Below are 21,376 nucleotides of genomic sequence, written 5' to 3' on the forward strand. Positions count from 1 at the left end.
ACTTATGAAGCAGCAAGAGCATTAGGGATGCGGCAACATCCTTAAGACATTTTTAAATATGTTCACCTTAAGTATAACACAGATAGTGTTTTTTTGCGCTTTTTTACTGTGTTATTTTCAAATAAAATAGAAAGGTTGAGACTTTTTGTCTCAACCTCTTTTTCTTGTATCAAACAATAACACATGGATAAATTTATGTTAAAAACTCTCGTCTTTCATGCAAACAACCTCTTCCTTTTATTTTTAAGTTTAGAAAGCTGAAGCCAAAGCACCACGTGCTTTTTTAGCATTTTTTTGGTATAATTATAAGTACTATTGTGTAGAGAAAGGCATTGGAAATGCAGGATAAACACCTTGTAGATGTAAATTTAACAAAAGAAATGAAGTCGAGCTTTATTGACTATGCCATGAGTGTTATCGTGTCTCGAGCTTTACCCGATGTTCGAGACGGTTTGAAACCTGTTCATCGCCGTATTCTTTACGGAATGTATGATTTGGGAGTAAGCCCGGACAAGCCTCATAAGAAGTCTGCTCGTATTACAGGGGATGTTATGGGTAAATACCATCCACACGGGGACTCTTCGATTTATGAGGCTATGGTACGGATGGCTCAGTGGTGGTCCTACCGCCATATGCTAGTCGATGGACACGGAAACTTTGGTTCCATGGATGGTGATGGAGCGGCGGCTCAGCGGTACACTGAAGCTCGAATGAGTAAAATTGCGCTAGAGTTACTACGGGATATCAATAAGGATACGGTTGACTTTGTGCCCAATTATGATGGAAGTGAAATGGAGCCAGCCATTCTACCATCTCGTTTTCCAAATCTCTTGGTGAATGGTGCAACGGGTATCGCGGTTGGGATGGCTACGAACATTCCTCCTCACAATCTGGGTGAGTCGATTGACGCGGTTAAGTTGCTCATGGATCATCCAGAGGCAACCACACGGGAATTGATGGAGGTATTGCCTGGTCCTGATTTTCCGACTGGCGCCCTTGTAATGGGACGCTCAGGGATTCACCGTGCCTATGAAACGGGTAAAGGCTCCATTGTTCTTCGATCTCGAACTGAAATTGAAGAAACTAAGTCTGGCCGGGAACGGATTGTGGTTACCGAGTTTCCCTACATGGTTAATAAGTCTAAAGTTCAAGAGCATATTGTAAAACTTGTCCAAGAGAAGAGAATTGACGGCATTACAGCTGTTCGAGATGAGTCCAACCGAGAAGGCGTTCGTTTTGTCATTGAGATTCGGAGAGATGCTTCTGCGACCGTCATCTTGAATAATCTATTTAAGCTGACTCAAATGCAGACCAATTTTTCCTTTAATATGCTTGCTATTCACAATGGTGTGCCCAAAATTCTCTCTCTTCGTGAGATTCTCGGTGCTTACATTGAGCATCAAACCGATGTTGTGGTTCGCCGTACTCGTTTTGAGAAAGAAAAAGCAGAAGCGAGAGCCCACATTTTAGAAGGTCTCTTAATCGCGCTAGACCATATTGATGAAGTCATTCAAATCATCCGAAACAGCGAGACAGATGCCCAAGCTCAAGCTGAGTTAATGGAACGATTCCAATTATCTGAGCGGCAAAGTCAAGCCATCTTGGATATGCGTCTCCGTCGGTTGACAGGACTGGAACGAGATAAGATTCAATCTGAATACGACCAACTCTTGGAATTGATTGCAGATTTGGCGGATATCCTCGCTAAGCCAGAACGTGTGAAACAGATTATTCAAGAAGAGTTGGATGAGATCAAACAGAAGTACGCAGATCCTCGTCGAACAGAATTAATGGTGGGAGAAATCCTTAGCCTTGAAGATGAAGATTTAATCGAAGAAAGTGATGTCTTGATTACCCTTTCAAATAAGGGCTACATCAAGCGTTTGGACCAGTCTGAATTTACTGCTCAAAAACGTGGCGGACGTGGTGTCCAAGGTACCGGCGTCAAAGATGACGATTTTGTTAGTCAGTTGGTATCCACGAGCACACACGATTATCTCCTATTCTTTACCAATCGAGGTCGTGTGTATCGGTTGAAGGGCTATGAAATTCCTGAATATGGTCGGACTGCGAAAGGCTTGCCAATTATCAACCTCCTGAAATTAGACGAAGGCGAAAGCATCCAAACCTTGATGAATGTGACCAAAGAGCAGGAGGACAGCGGATTCTTCTTCTTTACCACCAAGTCTGGTGTGGTGAAACGGGTTCCGATTTCAGCCTTCCAAAACATTCGTCAAAATGGATTGTTGGCCTTGAAACTTCGAGATGAGGATGAATTGATTAATGTCCTTCTCACAGATGGCGAGTCCGAAATTCTAATTGGTACACGCTATGGCTACGCGGTACGTTTTAAGGAAAACAGCTTGCGTCCGCTCAGTCGGGTGGCAGCCGGTGTTAAAGGGGTTAGTCTCCGCGACCAAGATCAGGTTGTAGGTGCCTGCATTGTAACGGATGAAGATGACCTTGTGGTGATCACAGAATTAGGTTATGGGAAACGGACAACCGCTAAAGAATTCCCAACTAAAAATCGTGGCGGTAAAGGAATGATCTTGGCAAAAATTACTGAGAAAAATGGTCCTCTTGTTGGTCTTAAAACAGTCAATGAAGACCACGATTTAATGGTTATGACGGATAAAGGAGTTGTGATTCGGACCCATGTTGCAGATATTAGCCGTTTTGGTCGGGCCGCTCAAGGTGTCAAGATCATGCGTTTGACAGATAACTCTCGAATCGTAACCTTTACAAATATAGATGCAGAAATGAAAGAAGATATAGAAGATGGCGAAGAATAAAAAGAAAACGAGAAATTGGCCACGTTACCTGCTTGCAGGAATCCTCTTTATTGTGGCACTTGGATTAATTTTTAATAGTTCCATTCGGAATATGATTATGGTCTACCATACCAACCAATACCAAGTCGCTAAAGTTTCCAAAGAAAAAATTGAGGAAAACAAGGAAGCAGAAGCTAATTTTGATTTCCAAAGTGTTGAAGCTCTCTCAACAGAGCGGGTTCTAGAGGCTCAAATGAACCAGCAAGACTTACCGGTTATTGGGGGAATTGCCATTCCAGAATTGAATTTGAACCTCCCTATTTTCAAAGGTTTGGCTAACGAAGTTCTCTACTACGGTGCCGGTACCATGAAAGAAAATCAAGTGATGGGAAAAGGGAATTACTCTCTAGCTAGTCACCATGTCTTTGGGATTACTGGAGCGAATCAAATGCTTTTCTCACCCTTGGAGCATGCTCAAAACGGAATGAAAATCTATTTGACAGATAAAGACAAGGTTTATACTTATACCGTTAAGAGTGTTGAAACCGTTACTCCAGACCGTATTGATGTGATTCAAGATACTGAAGGGGTCAATGAATTGACTTTGGTTACTTGTGAAGATGCGGCAGCAACCTATCGGACTATTGTTAAGGCTGATTTAACAGATGAATCTGACTTTAACAGCACAGATTCCGAAGTTCTGAAAGCCTTTGAAAGTCAATACAATCAAATGCAATTGTAATCGTCCAAGGTTTGGGACAGTTTGTTCCAGACCTTTTTCTAATAGGAAGGAATAGAACCGTGAGTTCAGATTATCAAAGTAAGATTATCGAACGACGTCGTAAAGAACGACGAAATCTAGGAATCCTCATCGGTATATTGGCACTTTTATTGACTCTCTTTTTCAGTCTAGACTTTTTGGAAAAAGGAAAAAATAGCTTTATCGCACCGTTTCTTTCTTTTTTTCAACCAAAAGAAAGGCCTCAACCTCGCTATGGAAAGGGAGATCAGGTTCTCTACCGAATAGAGGATGAGGAGATTATCGGGCGTGTCCTCAAGAGCTCTGAGACGAAGGAAGGAGGCTTTGTCTATGAGATAGAACTAGAACTAGGAGTACATCGCGATCAGATTCCTGAGGACCAATTGGAGGGCTATGCGACTCTTTACCAATTGGGAGATCAGGCGGATTTAGCTCCATCTTCGAGTCTCGAGGGGAGCGGAGAAATTACAAAAATTAATCGTGTAGGGAATCAAATTGTCTACGAGGCATCCGTTGAAAATCTTGGTAGGGTTTATGATATCAAGGAAGATGAATTGAAGACGACACTGATGGTTGATTTAAAAACGGAGAATAGTCGCGAAGAGAACAATGTTATTTTCCGACAGGCTCTTGAAAAAGCAAGCGACAATGCCTTTACGATTTTAGATTTCCCAGAAGGGGAGTTCCAAATGGGGGTGGATGATCCGGCCAAGGATTACTTTACCTTGCCCTCAAATGTGCAGCTACGAGGGAATGAGACAACACTGGTCGTTGATGGTGGCATGTTCTGGTTTGGATTTGCGACTGGTCCTGGGGGAACAGAAGGTCTCAGTAATTTTATTATGGAAAATCTTCATATTCGTGCCAAGGATCTTGAAAATGGCAATCAATTTATGTTGATGGCCAATCATGGGTACAATTGGCGGGTTCGCAACAACGAATTTACCATGGTCCACAAAATGAGTAGCCATATTTTTGACCTGGGTGGTGTTCAATATGCGGCGTTTACTGGTAACACCTTTTCTGGCTATGCCCCTAATTTGACAAATTTGAGCAATTTACCGGAAGATGGAGATTATCACAAAATCTATGCTGAAGCGATTCAGGTCGATGCTAGCAACAATAGTGGTGTTTGGGATGGTTACTATTTACGGAATACCGATCCTAACTATGCGGCCAATAACATGGAGACGGTTTTGTCTAGTGGGATTACCATTCGTAATAATTCCTTCCTACCCTATAAAGACGATGCTGGAAAGATTATCGCCTATGGAGCAACTGTCGGGCAACACTCTTCCAAAGTCGGTTATGTGACAGTAGCCGATAACCTCTTCCAATCAACTCTCTCAACGCGATTTGGGCCAATAGGAGATGATAAATGGGTACTAAGACCCGTCCATTTTCCTTTAGACTCTTCGACCGTAACTGAATACGGAAATAAAATTGAATCTTAATGGAAAAGCAAAGACCAGATGGTGCTCCATCTGGTCTTTTTCGAATATATAATTGGAGGTGAAAAGTGATGTACCATATTAAAAAAACGCAACCGTCACTCCTACCAAGAGAAAGACTCTTAGAGGAAGGAGCAGAGCAATTGAGCAATCAGGAACTCTTAGCTATTTTATTACGAACAGGTTTAAAAGGTCGTTCCTCTTTAGAAGTAGCGCAGATATTACTCAAGCATATTCAAAGTCTAGCAGAATTGCGTTACTTGACCCTCAGTGAACTTCAGGAGATTCCTGGTGTTGGACGTGTGAAAGCCATTGAACTTAAAGCTATGGTAGAGCTTGGAAAACGAATTGATCAGGCCAAACTGAAAAAAGAAAAGAGCATTTTATCTAGTCGGCAACTAGGTCAACGTTTGGTCAAGGAAATTGGTCCATTACGCCAAGAACACTTGCTGGCGATTTATTTGGATACACAAAATCAAATCTTAGAAGAACGAACTATTTTTATTGGATCTGTTAGCCGTAGTTTGGCGGAACCTCGAGAGATTCTTCACTATGCCGTTAAGCATATGGCAACTTCCTTAATCATCGTTCACAATCATCCTTCTGGTTCTCTTAAGCCTAGCCCTAATGATGATCGAGTCACTAAAATTGTATCTGAAGCCGCTGCCACCTTAGGCATCCACTTACTAGATCATTTAATTGTAACACAAGATTCCTATTTCTCATATCGGGAAGAAGATAGACTTGAAAGAATTCTTGAGGTCGAATGACGATCAAGAAAAGCCAGATCGAAATGATATGTGCAATCAAAACGACCTGGCTTATTTATTGATTTTATTTAAAATAGTTGAAACTGTTTCAGATTCATCTATTGATTATCCTCACGATTCATAAAGTAGAGAAGGGTTTGAAGTTCGCTTGTTAAATCCACATATTGAACAACCACATCTTTGGGAACAGAAAGATTAACAGGGGAAAAACTTAGTATTCCTTTAATCCCTGTCTCAACCAATTGGTTAGTAACTTCCTGAGCTTTCACACTTGGAACTGTTAGGATAGCTGTTCTGACTTCAGAATCTACTATTTTTTCTTGCAGTTGCGAGATCGGGTAAATGGGAATACCATCGTCAGTAACTGTCCCAACAGCCTCATGTTCATCCCGATCAAAGGCCATGACAATTTTCATTTTATTGCGTTCTTCGAAACGATAGTGGAGAAGGGCTTTACCCATATTTCCAACACCGACTAAGGCCACATAGGTAATGTTATTGTCATTTAAGAGGTCTGCAAAGAAGGTCATTAGTTTTTTGACATCATAGCCAAAACCACGTCTCCCTAATTCTCCAAAGTAAGAAAAATCGCGACGAACTGTAGCAGCGTCAATTCCGATGGCTTCAGCAATCTGTTTGGAACTCGCTTTTTCGATTTTTTCAGCATTGAAACGCTTAAAAATGCGATAGTAAAGAGATAAGCGCTTGGCAGTTGCACGTGGGATTGGTTGATTTCTCACTTCCATAATCCGGATCCCTTCCTTTCTCCTGAGTTTGTGAATTAATTATATTATAAGGCAAATAATGCTAAAAATCAATGAATCCACTTACAAAAATAGGAGAAGAAAAGGCTGGGCTTTAAATCCCAACCTTTAGTGCGACAATTATTTATAATTGCGAGATTCCAAACCTTCTTCTTCAAGGAAGAGACGGAATGGTACAAGCTCTTCAGCTTCGTATTTCTCTTTGTAAGCTGCAATTTCTTCAGCAGAGTAAGCTTTTGGATCCAAACGAAGTTCTGGTGCTTCAACTGGGATTGGACGATCTTGAGTGATACGAGCATCAATCACAACAGTCTTACCAGCTTTATTCAATTCAACAGCTTCTTTCATAACAGCATCGATTTCTTCGATACGGTCAACACGGAAACCAACAGCTCCTTGAGCTTCAGCAATCATCTTGTAGTCTGGGTTTGTGAAGTCTACACCAAACAAGTGTTTGTTTGTATCTTCGTATTTATTCTTAATGAAGGCATACTCAGCGTTAGAGAAGACAACGTTGATAACTGGAAGGTTATATTGAACGTTGGTAATAACGTCTGGGTAGCACATACCGAAGGCACCATCACCCATGATGTTCCAAACTTGGCGATCTGGATTGTCTTTCTTAGCAGCAATACCACCAGGAAGAGCGATACCCATTGTTGCAAAGAGTGGAGAAGTGCGCCACATGTTCTTAGGAGTCATGTGTAGGTGACGAGTAGAAGTTTGAGTTGAGTTACCTACGTCGATAGAGTAGATTGCATCTTGGTCAGCATATTTGTTGATGGCATTGTAAACTTGGTACAATTGAAGTTCGCCTTCAGTTTTGCCTTCCAATTTGTTCATGTAATCACGCCAGTTTTGGTTGTTTTTCACAACAGCTCTCCACCATGGAGTTGATTCAACTGGGTTAACCTTTTCAAGGATAGCTTGAGCAGCTTCTTTTACATCACCAAGAATGGATGCATCCAATGCATGACGTTTACCAAGTTTGTATGGATCGATATCAACTTGGATGAATTTCTCGATGTTTTTGAAAGTATTGTAAACTTCTGAGAATGGGAAGTTGCTTCCTAAAAAGAGGACTGTATCAGCTTCGAAGATTACTTCGTTGGCAGACTTCCAACCTACACGGTAAGCAGAACCAGTCAATCCTTCGTAATCCCATTCAAAGGCTTCGAAGTTTTTACCAGTTGTTACGATAGGAGCTTTGATTTTACGAGAAAGTTCAGTGATTACATCACCGGCACCAACACCACCAAATCCAGCGTAGATAACGGGGCGTTTAGCATTGTTAAGGATTTCAACCGCTTTATCGATCTCAGTTTGGTTCAAAGCTGGAGCAACGAAAGTACGGTCGTAAGTTCCTGATCCATAGTAAGAATCTGCATCGATTTCTTCGAAACCAAAGTTAACAGGGATCTCAACAACAGCAGGCCCTTTTTTAGCGATAGCTGCACGGCAAGCTTCGTCAATTACTTTTGGCAATTGAGCTGCATAGGCAACGCGTTTGTTGTAAACCGCTACGCCATTGTACATTGGGTTTTGGTTTAACTCTTGGAAGGCATCCATGTTCAATTCGTTAACTGGACGAGATCCAAGGATCGCCAACATTGGAGTTGCATCCATTGCGGCATCGTAGATACCGTTAATCAAGTGAGTTGCACCAGGTCCACCTGAACCCACACAGACACCGATTGATCCACCGAATTTAGCTTGCATGAGTGCTGCAAGAGCTCCAGTTTCTTCATGGCGAACTTGCAAGAAGTTGATATCTTTATCTTCTGCAAGAGCATCCATCAAAGAACTCAAGGTACCAGAAGGAATACCGTAGATTGTATCTACACCCCAGGTTTTCAATACATTAAGCATAGCAGCAGATGCAGTGATTTTAGTCATAGTGACAAATCTCCTTTGAAATAAAAATCATAAACTAATTAATGGAAACGCTTAACTAGTATTACAAACAAATTATACCACAGTTCGTTCACCAAGAAAAACAATCTGCTCATAATTTGAGAATTATTCTAAAAAAATTAAACAAGGTCAAATTTTTTCATGAAACATTCGATTTCAATGGTGATTACAACTGGAATCTAAGCAAAAACCAGTTCCGCTTAGAACTGGTTTTATCTATTATTCTTTTGGAAAAGTATCTGCAGTTATAAAGAGATACACATCTCCAAGCGTTCCTTGAAATCCAAGATCTTGGCCGTTTAGTGTAAAAGAAGTGACTTTCAAGTAATCTGGGATAGCCAAGCAGCCTGAAAATTGACGGGTTAGGTCACTGTATTTTTCAAAAGTTAGACTGCGATCAACTTTATAAGAGTCCGTGTAATGAAGTTCATACATAATCATTCGTCTCCTTTTTTTCTCTCTTGTATTAATTGTAACACAAAAAATTAAAACAGGGATCGAAAGTGCTCAAACCTCTTCTTTAGAGAAGACCTTCCGGTCAACCAAGCTATCCATCAGAAAGAAAAATTTTTCTCGATAAACCGTGCTAACATTGTCTTGAAAAATATTGACTTGATGAAGACCAGAAGCGTCTGTAATCGTTAAACGGAAGGCCGACAGATCTTCTTTTACAGCAATTTTTACAAGGAATCCTTGTCCACTATTGGGAACTTCCTCTAGGAGACGTTGCAATTCGTAATTTCCCACTTTGTTCTGGGTGAAGGTTGTATCACGTAAGGTGTATTTTTTGATCCCTTTATCAATGTGGTAACGATAAGGGGAATTTGGTAAATGAACACTAGTTGAAAAGGCCATCATGATCCTCCAATTATTTTCTTGAGTGTTTGGCTAAAGGCCAGAATCTCTTCCAAGCTGGTCTCGTCCGAAAGACTAACTCGGATGGTATGATGAATGCGATCTGTTTGGTCTGGATAATAGGCAGCAATAACATGACTAGGCTCCAAGGTTCCCGCGGTACAGGCGGATCCACCAGACACTGCAATTCCAGCCAAGTCTAGTTGTAGAAGTAAACTATCTTTTCCGACTTGTGGAACCATGAGACTAAGGACATGGGGTAGCTGGAGACCAGTCTCATTGAGGGAAACCGATTCAGGTAAATGGGTTAAAAGAGCGGTCCTTAATTCTTGGATCTGTTCTTCTTTTTGCTCCCAATTTTCCAAGCTTTCATCTAGGGCGGTAGCCATAGCGACAATGGCTGGAAGGTTTTCAGTTCCGGCGCGGTGTTTATTCTCTTGCGTTCCTCCAAGGATCAAGCCCTTTAGTTTGGGCATACTGGTGTAGAGGAAACCGACCCCTTTAGGCCCATGAAACTTGTGGGCGGAGGCAGTCAGGAAGTCTATCCCAAGTTCTTGGGGATGGATGGGCCTTTTTCCCATCAGTTGAACGGCATCTACGTGAAAGGCGGCCTGATGTTCTTGAAGGATGTGTCCAATTTGGGCAATTGGAAGGAGAGAGCCAGTCTCGTTATTCGCAGCCATCATGGAGACTAAAAGAGTATCCTCACGTAAGACGGATTGGAAATCTTCAGCAAGAAAGTTCCCCCCTCTTGGTTGGAGGTAGGTAACTTCAAAGCCGTGCTCTGTTTCAAGCTTGTGAAAGACCTCTAACACAGAATGGTGTTCAATAGCAGTGGTAATGAGGTGCTTACCTTGCTCTTGATGATTCAAAGCATAGGACAGGATGGCTAGATTATTAGCTTCTGTTCCACCAGAGGTGAAGATAATCTGGTCTGTTGGAACCTCTAGGTGGTGAGCAATCAATTCACGCGCCTGGCGTAAATATTTGCGAGCATCCCGACCCAAGCCATGAGTGCTGGAAGGGTTGCCATAATGTTCTTGCATGATTTCCACCATAGTCGCCATAGCTTTGGGGCTGATCTTGGTGGTGGCAGCATTGTCTAAATAAATCATTTTACTTCTTCTTTATGGAAATCAAAGAGGGGACTGACAGGTTTACGTTCTTGAATTCGGATAATCGCATCCCCCATTAACTTGCTGGCAGATAGGCGCAAGGTGTTGTCTGGGATAGCTTGCTTGGTGGCAACAGAATCGGTCACGACAATTTCTTTAATATTCGCTTGGTTCAAGAGTTCGGTAGCTTGCCCAGCGAATAAACCGTGGCTAGCTGCTGCGTAGATTTCAGTAGCTCCTTCATTTGTTAGGATTTTAGCAGCTTCGGAGAACGTTTTACCAGTATTTAGAATATCATCAATCATGATGACACGTTTTCCAGCAACATCACCGATGACATAACCTTCCTCACGATCCGCATCATCTTGAGCATAGTCAATAATAGCGATTGGTAAGTCCAAGAGTTCCGCTAGTTGGCGTGCTCGTTTGACGCCAGAGTTTTTAGGGCTGACAACAACTACATCTTCCTGGCACAAGTCTTTATCAAAATAGTGTTGGGCAAAGAGTGGAATGGTGAAAAGATTATCGACAGGGATGTTGAAGAAGCCTTGTACCTGCACCGCATGCAGATCCAAGGTCAAAAGTCGAGTAACACCCGCTTTCACCAACATGTTGGCTACTAGCTTTGCTGTGATTGGTTCGCGTGGAGCGGCAGTACGGTCTTGGCGCGCATAACCGAAGTAGGGCATTACAACGTTAATGGAGTTGGCACTAGCCCGTTTGCAGGCATCGATCATGATTAGTAATTCCATTAAATGGTTGTTTACGGGATAGCTGGTAGATTGAATGATGTAAATGTCAAAACCACGAACACTTTCCTCGATATTGATCTGAATCTCACCATCCGAGAATTGACGGGAGGAGAGTTTTCCGAGTGGGACTCCTGTTTCTTTAGAAATACGTTCTGCAATTTCTGGATTAGAATTTAGTGAAAAGATTTTCATTTGCTGTTTGTCGGTTTGTGTCGCAATCATGGATGGGATGAACTCCTTTTGTTATTTCTTTCTATTTTATCAAATTTTATCGAAAGATACAGCCCTCTATAGTTTTGCGGAAAAGCGGGCAACTTTTGTTGGAGCCTTGCGTTGTTCAATATTTTGCTCCTTCAAAAAGTTTTCAAAATCTTCACGTCCTTGAGCAGGATTGGTAACCTCTAGCTCCAATTCATAATCAACCTGGTCGAAGTAGCTACTCTTGTCAATGGCTAAAAGTCCGATAGGCAGTTGGATCTCTACTCTTTCTGTGTGTAGGCTTCCCAGAATCCGCAGTTCCTCAAGGTTGATTCGCTCTTCTTGAATCAAGTCTAAAATAGGACCTTCTGGAAGATGCAGCTGGTCTGGGAACAGAGGCCAGATATTACTTGGAAGTTCTTGATTGTATTCCATATTCCCAATAGCTTGAGGAATCTTTAGGGTTAGTTCCCCGCCTTCCTCAAACGTTCGCACGCGCAAGGACATGCCGTGTTCTCTCAAGGTCCAATTTGGACTATCAATGTAGTAGTTGGTCTGATGGACAGGAGTTACTTCCGGAAAGAGGGAACGAAGCCGGTCATATTCTGTTTTTTTCAGTAAATTTTTGAATTCAATTTCTAGGTGTTGCATTTTTATGTCTCACTTTCATCCTATTCATGGAAAGGTTTTCAAGAATGTGTTAAAATAAGATTGTGTCTATTGTATTAAAAAAGACTAGGAAGTACAAGGAAAGGGGCGAAAATGGAACCAAATTGGGAAGATTTACTAGACCCATACATTCAAGCCGTGGGAGAATTGAAAATCAAGCTAAGGGGAATTCGCAAGCAATACCGGAAGCAAAATCTTCATTCTCCCATTGAGTTTGTGACCGGTCGGGTGAAGCCTATTGAAAGCATTAAAGAGAAAATGGTGATAAGGGCTATCTCTATGGAACGCCTGGAGCAAGACATGCAAGACATTGCTGGTTTGCGAATCATGGTGCAGTTTGTGGACGATGTTTACGAAATTTTAGAGGTTTTACGCCGCCGCAAAGACATGCGGATTATTCAGGAAAGAGATTACATTAATCACCGTAAGTCCAGTGGCTATCGTTCCTATCATGTGGTCATTGAGTACCCCGTTGATACCATCCACGGTTCCCGAACTATTTTGGCGGAAATTCAAATCCGAACCTTAGCCATGAATTTCTGGGCAACCATTGAGCATTCCCTTAATTACAAATACAAGGGCAATTTCCCAGAGGAGATTAAAAATCGTTTGGAAAGAGCGGCTCGGATGGCCTATCAATTAGATGAAGAAATGGGGCAAATACGGGATGATATTCAGGATGCTCAAGCGCTTTTTGACCCTATGCATCGCAAGTTATATGACGGAGTAGGTAATAGTGATGACACTGATGAAGAATACCGTTAGACGAATCGCGATTGTAGCTAACCAACGGCCGCGTAGCCAGGAGATTTTTCATGAACTCAGTCAAAAACTCCGCCCCTACAAGCAGTTTGAGCTAAGCCGCAAGAACCCGGATATTGTCATTTCTATCGGTGGGGACGGGATGTTGTTGTCGACCTTTCATCGTTACAAGGACCAGTTAGACAAGGTTCGTTTTATTGGGGTTCATACTGGTCATCTGGGATTTTATACCGATTATCGAGATTTTGAACTAGACCTTTTGGTTCAAAACCTTCTTTTGGATCAAGGGGCACAAATTTCTTATCCTTTACTCCAAATTAAAGTCCACCATGAATCTGGTCAATTGGACGATTATCTAGCCTTGAATGAGGCGACTATTCGCAGGACCGATCGGACCATGGTAGCGGATCTGCACTTGAACCAAGTGCCATTTGAACGTTTCCGTGGAGATGGGATTTGTATTTCAACGCCGACGGGCTCCACAGCCTACAACAAGTCCCTTGGTGGAAGTGTCTTGCACCCAACGATTGAAGCTCTCCAGGTCACAGAGGTGGCTAGTCTCAATAATCGGGTTTATCGGACACTAGGGTCATCAATTATTGTCCCCCGTAAGGACAAGATTGAAATTCTCCCCCTATCGGATGCGACGCATACTCTATTAGTCGACAACCATGTTTACCAGGTAGACCAAGTCAGCAAATTTGAGTGCCAAATTTACCATCGTAAGATCGCCTTTATGGCTTCATCCAAACACACCAGTTTCTGGGAGCGAGTTCGGGATTCCTTCATTGGCGAGGTGGAGGACGAATGAGATTTCGATTTATTGTTGATGAGCATGTGAGGGTGAAGACCTTTGTCAAACGCCATGATATTTCTAAGGGGCTTTTGGCGAAAATCAAGTATCGTGGTGGTCAAATTTTAGTGAATGGGAAACCACGGTTTGCGACCTATCTTTTGGATATTGGAGATGAGTTGATTATTGATATCCCGGCTGAGCCTCCATTTGAAAAGTTAGAAGCCATCTCCCAGGACTTAGATATTGTCTATGAAGACCAGCATTTCCTAGTCCTCAATAAACCAGCAGGAGTAGCCAGTATCCCTAGCGTTAACCACTCTAATACCATGGCTAATTTTGTCAAAGGTTACTATCAGGAACAAGGTTATGAGAACCAGCAAGTTCATATTGTAACTCGACTAGATCGTGACACGTCAGGACTGATGCTCTTTGCCAAACATGGTTATGCCCATGCTCGTTTAGATAAGCAGCTTCAAGCTAGGGCCATTGAGAAAAAATACCTAGCTCTTGTTAAGGGAGAGCATCCTCTTCCGCAACAAGGGGAAATCATAGCTCCTATAGCTCGAAATCCAGAGAGCATTATCACCCGGCGCGTGGCACCAGATGGGAAGTACGCTCGTACCTCCTATCAAGTCTTAATCGACCACTCTCCAGTCTATCTGGTGGATATCCAACTGCACACCGGAAGGACTCATCAAATTCGTGTCCATTTCTCCCATCAAGGCTATCCTTTGTTAGGAGATGACCTCTATGGAGGAAGCTTGACGGATGGGATCCAACGCCAAGCCCTCCATTGCCATTCTTTGCGCTTCTTCAATCCCTTTTCAGAGGAAGAACTCTTTTTACAAGCCCCTCTTCCAACTGATTTCCAAGAGGTCCTCGGAGACCTGCCCAAACCTTAAGGAGGTTATATTATGAAAATTTTTGACAGCATTCGCCAATCCCTTCAAGGAAAGACCGTTAAAATTGTTCTTCCGGAAGGAGAAGAACCGCGTATCTTACAAGCAACTAAACGGATTGTAACGGATACAGACATTATACCAGTCCTCTTGGGAAGTCCGGAGAGAATCAAGCTTTATTTGGAAATCGAAGGTATTACTGAGGGATTTGAAGTGATTAATCCCAGGGAATATGAAGAGTTAGATGAGTTGGTTGAGAGCCTGGTGGAGCGTCGCCAAGGGAAACTTAGTGAGTTAGATGCACGCACCCTCTTAACGGAAGATGTCAATTATTTTGGAGTTATGTTAGTGCACACAGGTAGGGCCCAGGGGATGGTTTCTGGTGCAATTCACTCAACAGCAGACACTGTTCGTCCAGCCCTTCAAATTATTAAGACCAAACCTGGGATTAAACGGACTTCTGGCTCTTTCCTGATGGTTCGTGGAGAAGAACGTTATCTGTTTGCGGATTGTGCCATTAACATTGAACCGGAAGCAGATATCCTAGCGGAGATTGCAGTGAATTCTGCCGAGACTGCCAAAGCTTTTGGCATTGATCCGAAGATTGCCATGCTCAGTTATTCCACAAAAGGAAGTGGCTCTGGACCTAAAGTCAACAAGGTCGTTACTGCAACTAAGCTTGCTCAGGAGTTGGCTCCTGACTTGTTGATTGATGGAGAACTGCAATTTGACGCCGCTTACGATCCTGAAACAGCCAAGCTTAAAGCTCCTAACAGCCCTGTTGCGGGACAAGCAACCGTTTTTGTCTTCCCAAGTATTGAGTCGGGAAATATCTGTTACAAGATGGTTGAGCGCCTCGGCGGCTTCAGTGCGGTTGGTCCAATCTTGCAAGGTTTGAACCATCCGGTAAACGACCTTTCTCGTGGAGCCAGCATTAAGGATGTCTACAAGCTTACCTTGATTACTGCCAGCCAAGCCCTTTATCATTAATACTCTGTACCGTTTTAAATCGGAGCATAGCCACTTCGGTGAACCGGACTGATATACCCTGCCTATTCAACAGGTCTCCTAGACCTGTTGAACGACCATCATTGGTATGGAAAATCGCAAATTTTGGGTATTCTGATTTTGAAACTAACTGGATTTCAGTTTTAAAACCTTTCTTATCAAGGAGGTTGATATGGACGCTGAGAAACTTGTTTTAAAAAAGTTGTCAGAACTGGGAATTGATACTCGAAACAGTTCGAAATCTGAAAAGGCAATCCAATGAAGACAGAACTTAAGGTTCGGCGAAGAGGATTAACACATTCAGATTTTGAAATGTAATGAGTATGAGATTGAAACCGTTGAACATCCGCCTACTTGGACCACAGAAGAAGCAGATGCTTCTATTAAGGGAATCGACGGTGTCCGAACCAAAACCTTGTTTTTGACCAACAAAAAGAAAACCGCTTTTTATCTTCTGATTATGGATGATCAGCAGCAGTTGGATATGGACAAGTTCCGAGATTTAGTGGGTGCCAATCGGATTCGAATGGCTTCTGCCGATAGTCTCTTCCAAAAAATGAAGCTCACACCAGGAATGGTTTCCCCTTTCGGTCTTCTTTTGAATGAGGAGGGAGATGTTTTGCTTTATATGGATAGGGCCATTGAGTCTGAAGAACGCATGAGTTTTCATCCTAATACGAATGAGAAGACTATTTTTCTAGCGACAAAAGACCTTTTTCGCTTTTGTGAGGAGATCGGTTATCCGATAAACATTGTTGATTTGTAAGATTAAAACCAAAGTTTCAGTAGTGAGACTTTGGTTTTCTTTTACAAAATTTATAAAACGGTTTACTAAAAGATAAAGCAAGGGTGCTAACTTTATCTTGTTTTTACGATTTTAATTCATTTTTACTATCAAAATCTAGAGTATTACTTCTGTTTTTGATGGATAATTACTAAAAAATCTCCGTTTTTATGCTTATTTTTGATTTAGCGCGCATTATTTTATAAAAAATCCAGGAAATTGATTATAAATCGTTTACAAAACCGGTTTGATTTGGTATATTGTTTTTGAAAACGATTACAAAAGGAGGTTTTCTGATGGGAAGTTCATTTTCAGTGACTAAATTTTCGTTAGAAGGTAAGGTTGCACTTATAACGGGAGCATCCTATGGAATTGGCTTTGCGATTGCAAAATCCTTTGCTGACGTAGGGGCTACTATTGTTTTTAATGATATTAGCCAAGAACTTGTTGATAAAGGTCTTCAAGCATACATGGAGCAAGGGATCTCAGCTCATGGGTATGTCTGCGATGTTACCGATGAAGAGGGTATTCAGGCCATGGTCAAGCAGATTGAAGCAGAGGTTGGAGTCATTGATATCCTAGTCAATAATGCGGGGATTATTCGTAGAGTTCCTATGCATGAAATGTCTGCAGAAGCCTTTAGACAGGTTATTGATATTGATCTAAATGCTCCGTTTATTGTTTCAAAAGCGGTTATCCCTTCTATGATTAAAAAAGGCCATGGAAAAATCATCAATATTTGCTCAATGATGAGTGAATTAGGACGCGAAACCGTATCGGCCTATGCTGCAGCAAAAGGAGGCTTAAAAATGTTAACGAAAAACATCGCTTCTGAATACGGAGCTGCAAATATTCAATGTAACGGGATAGGACCTGGCTATATTGCAACGCCGCAAACAGCCCCACTCCGCGAAATCCAAGAAGACGGTAGTCACCATCCCTTCGATCAATTTATTGTTGCTAAAACTCCAGCCGCACGTTGGGGAGAAGTAGAGGATTTAGTAGGTCCTGCAGTGTTTTTAGCGAGTGATGCTAGTGATTTTGTAAATGGCCACATCCTATATGTAGATGGTGGAATCCTTGCTTATATCGGCAAACAGCCCTCAAATTAATCTTGCTTGTTGTGAAAGTTGAAAGGAGTATCGTATGAAGATTGCACTTATTAATGAAAATAGTCAGGCGGCTAAAAATAGCTTGATTTTCAAAACTTTGAAAGACGTTACCGATGAAAAAGGTTATGAGGCCTTTAACTACGGCATGTATGGAGTGGAAGGAGAAAGCTCTTTAACCTATGTTCAAAATGGTCTTTTAGCTTCTATTCTTCTGGTCAGTAAAGCAGCTGATTTTGTGATTACTGGCTGTGGAACAGGTATTGGAGCTTTATTGGCTGCTAATAGCTTCCCAGGTGTTACTTGTGGGTTCGCTTCAGATCCTACAGACGCCTATCTATTTTCTCAGATTAATGGCGGGAATGCTCTATCCATTCCGTTTGCTAAAGGATTCGGCTGGGGAGCAGAGTTAAATCTTAAATTAATATTTGAACGTCTGTTTGCTGATGAAATGGGAGGAGGCTATCCCCGTGAACGTGCTGTTCCAGAGCAAAGAAACGCCCGTATCCTAAGCGAAATGAAGGAAATTACCTATAAAGATTTACTAACAGTTTTAAAAGAAATTGATCAAGATTTTCTAAAAGAAACAATTGCTGGGGAACATTTTCAAGAATATTTCTTTGCCAATTCTCAAAATGAGGAAATTTCTCAGTACTTGAAGTCAGTCTTGGAATAGATTAAGAGGGAAGTAAGATGAAAAAGGTATTGTTAATCGGTGAACCCTTAATTCGGATTAGTCCACTACATCATCTTGAACTTTCGGATGGTGTTGATGCTAAATGTTTTTTTGGGGGTTCTGAAGTGAATATAGCTTGTACCTTACAGGGATTTGGTCAAGAGGCTAAAATTTTTACAGCTTTACCCAAAAATTCTCTAGGGGACCGTTTCTCTACCTTTTTATCAAGTCATGGTATAGATACCAGTTCTATTTTACGCTTAGGTGACCGAATAGGACTTTACTATTTAGAGGAAGGCTTTGGCTGTCGAACAAGCAAAGTTTACTACGATCGTAAGTTTTCAAGTTTTTCCAGTATTGATGAAAGGTCTATCTCTACAGAAGATGTATTAGATGGGGTTGAGTGGATACATTTTAGCGGTATTACATTAGCGGTCGCAGCTTCTGCATCAGTTTGGCTCAAAAAAATCTTAACAGTAGCAAAGTCACTCCATATTCCAATCTCATTTGATTTAAATTGGCGCTCCAGTTTAATCGAGATACGGGAGGCTAAAACGTTATTTTCAGAGTTTGCATCGCTAGCCGACTATTGTTTTGGCATTGAACCTCTTTTACAAGATCCAGATGACTGGACTTTATTTAATCGTGAAGGAGCAAGTGAAGAAGAGTTAGAACATCGGATGTCAATCTTGAAGAAAAAGTACTCCCTAAAAGGAATTTTTCATACCATTCGGCAAGTTGATTCAAATGGTACGCATACCTATCAAGCTTATGGTTTAATGGAAACATTTTATTCTAGTAAAGCATTAAGGACGCAGGTGCTTCAGCGAGTTGGAAGTGGGGATGCATTTGTAGCTGGTGCTCTGTACCAACTACTGCGAGGAAAGGGCGTCAAAGATGTTACAGATTTTGCTCTAGCAAGCGGGCTTTATAAATGTAGTTTAGAAGGTGATTTCATGGTTCAGCCAGTTCACAACATCTATTCTATCTTAGGTGAAGCTAAGGATGTCATTCGATAAGGGAGTTGAATTATGGGTTCACAAGAAGTAATTTTACATTTACGAGAGCAAAAATTCGTGGTTGTGTTACGTGGTGACAATCAAGAGGATGCTTTGAGGGCTGCCTCAGCTTGTATTGCTGGTGGCCTGACAGCTTTAGAGGTAGCTTATACAAATCCAGAAGCTAGCCAAGTCATTCAAGAATTGGTGAAACTCTATCAAACAAACGCAGCTGTTTTAATTGGTGCTGGGACTGTCTTAGATGCAGCGACTGCCCGATTAGCTATTTTAGCAGGAGCTCAATATATTGTCTCCCCATCCTTTAACAGGGAAGTTGCCACTATGTGTCATTTATATGCGATTCCCTACATTCCTGGCTGTATGACCTTAACAGAGATTACTCAGGCTCTTGAAGCTGGGTGTCCCATGGTCAAACTTTTTCCAGCAAGTGTGCTAGGTCGGGATTATATTTCAGCTATTAAAGCCCCTATTCCTCAGGTATCCATTATGGTTACTGGAGGAATCAAGCTAGACACTGTTGGAGAGTGGTTAGAGACTGGAGTAGATGCGGTTGGCATTGGTGGTGAATTTAATCGCTTAGCCAGTCAAGGTGAATTTGACAAGATTCAAGAGATTGCACGAGGATACTCCAATTTTAGACAATGATCAAGAATAAGGAGCATTGAAAATGGTACAGATTATTGTAGTGGCACATGGAAATTTTGCAAGTGGTATTTTGAGTTCTTTAAAACTAATTGCTGGTGATTTGGAAAACATCTTGCCGATTGATTTTGTAGAGGGAATGTCTGCAAGGGAGCTTGGTAGTCACATTGCTTCAGCAATTCCAGAGGATGACAAGACCCTCATCTTAACAGATTTATTGGGTGGAACTCCTTTTAAAGTTAGTATCGAAGTCGCTCAACAGTTCTCTGATGATGAGGTAGTCGTTTTATCAGGCTTAAATTTAGCCATGGTATTAGACGCAAGCTTCTCTCGCTTAAACTACGACTTTGAAACTCTTATTGAAAAATTGGTTCAAGTTGGAAAAGATGGAATAGTAGATTCTGTTTCTCTACTAAATCAAAAAGAGGAAACAGCTGCCCTATTTCAAGATGGTATTTTAAAGGGAGGGATTTATGAAGCGGGTTACTGTTGAACCAATTCAAAGAGCAGATCAATTTAAGCAAGAGCAGCTATTATCTAAGGAAGAAGTGAAGGCAGCAATTGAACTAGCCGTTGAACAAATTCTTTTGAATACTACCTATTTCGGAGAAGCTTACCCTAGCCCGGCCGCTTCTGATGATTTCTACTCTGTTATTGAAAATATTGAGTGGACGAATGGCTTTTGGACCGGCTTACTTTGGCTAAGTTATGAATATTCCTCGAATCCTGTTTTCAAAGATTTGGCTCAGAAAAACACGCTGTCTTTCTTAGATCGTGTTCAAAATCGAATTGAATTAGATCATCATGATTTAGGATTTCTGTATTCACCGTCCTGTGTGGCAGATTATAAACTAACAGGGAGTCCTCAAGCTTTAGTAGCATCCATCAAAGCAGCGGATAAGTTATTGGAACGTTACCAAGAAGTTGGAGAGTTTATTCAAGCTTGGGGAGTTTTAGGGAAAGCAGAAGACTATCGGCTTATTATTGACTGCCTCCTTAATCTACAGTTACTCTTCTTTGCTTCGGAGACGACTGGGAAGCAGCATTATTCTGATATTGCGATGAAACATTTCTATACTTCTGTTGAAACCGTTATTCGAGACGACTCCTCAACCTTCCATACCTATTACTTTGATCCGCAAACAGGTAACCCCCTAAAAGGAGTTACTAGACAGGGGTACAGCGATGATTCTTCTTGGGCTCGTGGACAAGCTTGGGGAATCTATGGAATTCCTTTAATCTATCGGAAAAATAGAGACGAAGAGAGCATCGTCCTGTTTAAAGGGGTTGCCAACTATTTTCTAAATCGATTGCCTAAGGACTCTGTTTCTTATTGGGATTTGATTTTTTCAGATGGTAGTGACCAGGCCCGTGATTCATCTGCGACTGCTGTTGCGGTTTGTGGAATTCATGAGATGTTGAAATATTTACCAGAAACAGATGACGATAAACTAACTTATAAATATGCCATGCATAGCCTGCTTCGCTCTTTGATCGAACATTATTCAACCAAAGATTTGAAACCTGGCAAACCTATTTTGGAACACGGAGTCTACTCCTGGCATTCTGGAAAAGGGGTTGACCAAGGAAATATTTGGGGCGATTATTATTATTTAGAAGCTCTAATCCGTTTTTATAAGGATTGGGATCCATATTGGTAGG

Annotated in this window: 22 protein-coding genes; 15 read left to right on the forward strand and 7 right to left on the reverse strand. The window is 41.6% G+C overall.

What is annotated here, in order from left to right; translation table 11 throughout:
• The first annotated feature begins 338 nt into the window (after window positions 1-338).
• From gyrA to radC, 4 genes are all read left to right on the forward strand, one after another.
• Window positions 339-2,792 (forward strand): DNA gyrase subunit A, encoded by a 2,454-nt coding sequence (gene gyrA, locus I2503_RS04370; RefSeq protein WP_196967155.1) that lies wholly within the window; start codon window positions 339-341, stop codon window positions 2,790-2,792.
• Complete coding sequence (locus tag I2503_RS04375; protein WP_196967156.1) at window positions 2,779-3,513, forward strand: class A sortase; 735 nt, start codon at window positions 2,779-2,781, stop codon at window positions 3,511-3,513. Before gyrA ends, I2503_RS04375 begins: the two co-directional genes overlap by 14 nt.
• Window positions 3,514-3,572: 59 nt before the next feature.
• Complete coding sequence (locus I2503_RS04380; protein WP_196967157.1) at window positions 3,573-4,985, forward strand: HlyD family secretion protein; 1,413 nt, start codon at window positions 3,573-3,575, stop codon at window positions 4,983-4,985.
• A 68-nt stretch (window positions 4,986-5,053) separates the two neighbouring features.
• On the forward strand, window positions 5,054-5,752 hold the full coding sequence (gene radC / locus I2503_RS04385) for a DNA repair protein RadC (protein ID WP_196092190.1): 699 nt from the start codon (window positions 5,054-5,056) through the stop codon (window positions 5,750-5,752).
• 98 nt (window positions 5,753-5,850) lie between these two features.
• Here the strand turns inward: radC and I2503_RS04390 are convergent, their stop codons facing one another.
• The 7 genes from I2503_RS04390 to I2503_RS04420 all read right to left on the reverse strand — a co-directional run bounded on the left by I2503_RS04390 (window position 5,851) and on the right by I2503_RS04420 (window position 12,001).
• Window positions 5,851-6,498 carry a redox-sensing transcriptional repressor Rex gene (locus I2503_RS04390; protein WP_196092191.1) on the reverse strand — a complete coding sequence of 216 codons (648 nt, stop codon included), beginning with the start codon at window positions 6,496-6,498 and terminating at the stop codon, window positions 5,851-5,853.
• A 138-nt stretch (window positions 6,499-6,636) separates the two neighbouring features.
• Complete coding sequence (spxB, locus tag I2503_RS04395) at window positions 6,637-8,412, reverse strand: pyruvate oxidase (RefSeq protein WP_196092192.1); 1,776 nt, start codon at window positions 8,410-8,412, stop codon at window positions 6,637-6,639.
• Window positions 8,413-8,649: 237 nt separating this feature from the next.
• On the reverse strand, window positions 8,650-8,871 hold the full coding sequence (locus I2503_RS04400) for a DUF4649 family protein (protein WP_247644680.1): 222 nt from the start codon (window positions 8,869-8,871) through the stop codon (window positions 8,650-8,652).
• Window positions 8,872-8,937: 66 nt separating this feature from the next.
• Window positions 8,938-9,285: a cysteine desulfurase gene (locus I2503_RS04405; protein ID WP_196967177.1), complete on the reverse strand. Its 348-nt coding sequence runs from the start codon at window positions 9,283-9,285 to the stop codon at window positions 8,938-8,940.
• Window positions 9,285-10,400, reverse strand: coding sequence for a cysteine desulfurase family protein (locus I2503_RS04410; protein WP_196967158.1), 1,116 nt, complete (start codon window positions 10,398-10,400; stop codon window positions 9,285-9,287). Before I2503_RS04410 ends, I2503_RS04405 begins: the two co-directional genes overlap by 1 nt.
• Window positions 10,397-11,374 (reverse strand): ribose-phosphate diphosphokinase, encoded by a 978-nt coding sequence (locus I2503_RS04415; protein WP_196092194.1) that lies wholly within the window; start codon window positions 11,372-11,374, stop codon window positions 10,397-10,399. The genes I2503_RS04410 and I2503_RS04415 overlap by 4 nt, the downstream gene beginning before the upstream one ends.
• A 66-nt stretch (window positions 11,375-11,440) precedes the next feature.
• Window positions 11,441-12,001 carry a CYTH domain-containing protein gene (locus I2503_RS04420; RefSeq protein ID WP_196967159.1) on the reverse strand — a complete coding sequence of 187 codons (561 nt, stop codon included), beginning with the start codon at window positions 11,999-12,001 and terminating at the stop codon, window positions 11,441-11,443.
• Window positions 12,002-12,112: 111 nt separating this feature from the next.
• On the opposite strand from I2503_RS04420, the gene I2503_RS04425 reads away from it, so the two are divergent.
• The 11 genes from I2503_RS04425 (at window position 12,113) to I2503_RS04475 (ending at window position 21,375) form a co-directional block, all read left to right on the forward strand.
• On the forward strand, window positions 12,113-12,784 hold the full coding sequence (locus I2503_RS04425; protein WP_196092196.1) for a GTP pyrophosphokinase family protein: 672 nt from the start codon (window positions 12,113-12,115) through the stop codon (window positions 12,782-12,784).
• Window positions 12,768-13,592 carry an NAD kinase gene (locus I2503_RS04430; protein ID WP_196092201.1) on the forward strand — a complete coding sequence of 275 codons (825 nt, stop codon included), beginning with the start codon at window positions 12,768-12,770 and terminating at the stop codon, window positions 13,590-13,592. Before I2503_RS04425 ends, I2503_RS04430 begins: the two co-directional genes overlap by 17 nt.
• Window positions 13,589-14,479, forward strand: a complete 891-nt coding sequence (locus tag I2503_RS04435; RefSeq protein WP_196967160.1) for an RluA family pseudouridine synthase — start codon at window positions 13,589-13,591, stop codon at window positions 14,477-14,479. Before I2503_RS04430 ends, I2503_RS04435 begins: the two co-directional genes overlap by 4 nt.
• 12 nt (window positions 14,480-14,491) lie before the next feature.
• The gene (pta, locus tag I2503_RS04440; RefSeq protein ID WP_196967161.1) at window positions 14,492-15,466 is read left to right on the forward strand and encodes a phosphate acetyltransferase; all 975 of its coding nucleotides are present in this window, start codon (window positions 14,492-14,494) and stop codon (window positions 15,464-15,466) included.
• A gap of 316 nt (window positions 15,467-15,782) precedes the next feature.
• Window positions 15,783-16,250, forward strand: coding sequence for a prolyl-tRNA synthetase associated domain-containing protein (locus I2503_RS04445; protein WP_196092202.1), 468 nt, complete (start codon window positions 15,783-15,785; stop codon window positions 16,248-16,250).
• Window positions 16,251-16,564: 314 nt separating this feature from the next.
• A complete protein-coding gene (locus tag I2503_RS04450; protein WP_196967162.1) occupies window positions 16,565-17,380 on the forward strand; it encodes a gluconate 5-dehydrogenase in 816 nt (271 codons plus the stop codon).
• Between the two features lie 34 nt (window positions 17,381-17,414).
• Window positions 17,415-18,053, forward strand: coding sequence for an RpiB/LacA/LacB family sugar-phosphate isomerase (locus I2503_RS04455; protein WP_196967163.1), 639 nt, complete (start codon window positions 17,415-17,417; stop codon window positions 18,051-18,053).
• A gap of 17 nt (window positions 18,054-18,070) precedes the next feature.
• Window positions 18,071-19,072, forward strand: a complete 1,002-nt coding sequence (locus I2503_RS04460; protein WP_196967164.1) for a sugar kinase — start codon at window positions 18,071-18,073, stop codon at window positions 19,070-19,072.
• A gap of 12 nt (window positions 19,073-19,084) precedes the next feature.
• Window positions 19,085-19,717: a bifunctional 2-keto-4-hydroxyglutarate aldolase/2-keto-3-deoxy-6-phosphogluconate aldolase gene (locus I2503_RS04465; protein WP_196967165.1), complete on the forward strand. Its 633-nt coding sequence runs from the start codon at window positions 19,085-19,087 to the stop codon at window positions 19,715-19,717.
• Between the two features lie 22 nt (window positions 19,718-19,739).
• Window positions 19,740-20,207 (forward strand): PTS sugar transporter subunit IIA, encoded by a 468-nt coding sequence (locus I2503_RS04470; RefSeq protein ID WP_196967166.1) that lies wholly within the window; start codon window positions 19,740-19,742, stop codon window positions 20,205-20,207.
• Window positions 20,188-21,375 carry a glycoside hydrolase family 88 protein gene (locus tag I2503_RS04475; RefSeq protein ID WP_196967167.1) on the forward strand — a complete coding sequence of 396 codons (1,188 nt, stop codon included), beginning with the start codon at window positions 20,188-20,190 and terminating at the stop codon, window positions 21,373-21,375. The genes I2503_RS04470 and I2503_RS04475 overlap by 20 nt, the downstream gene beginning before the upstream one ends.
• Window position 21,376 lies beyond the last annotated feature (1 nt).

This window comes from Streptococcus sp. NLN64 (assembly GCF_015831295.1).
In the GTDB taxonomy this organism is placed as follows: domain Bacteria; phylum Bacillota; class Bacilli; order Lactobacillales; family Streptococcaceae; genus Streptococcus.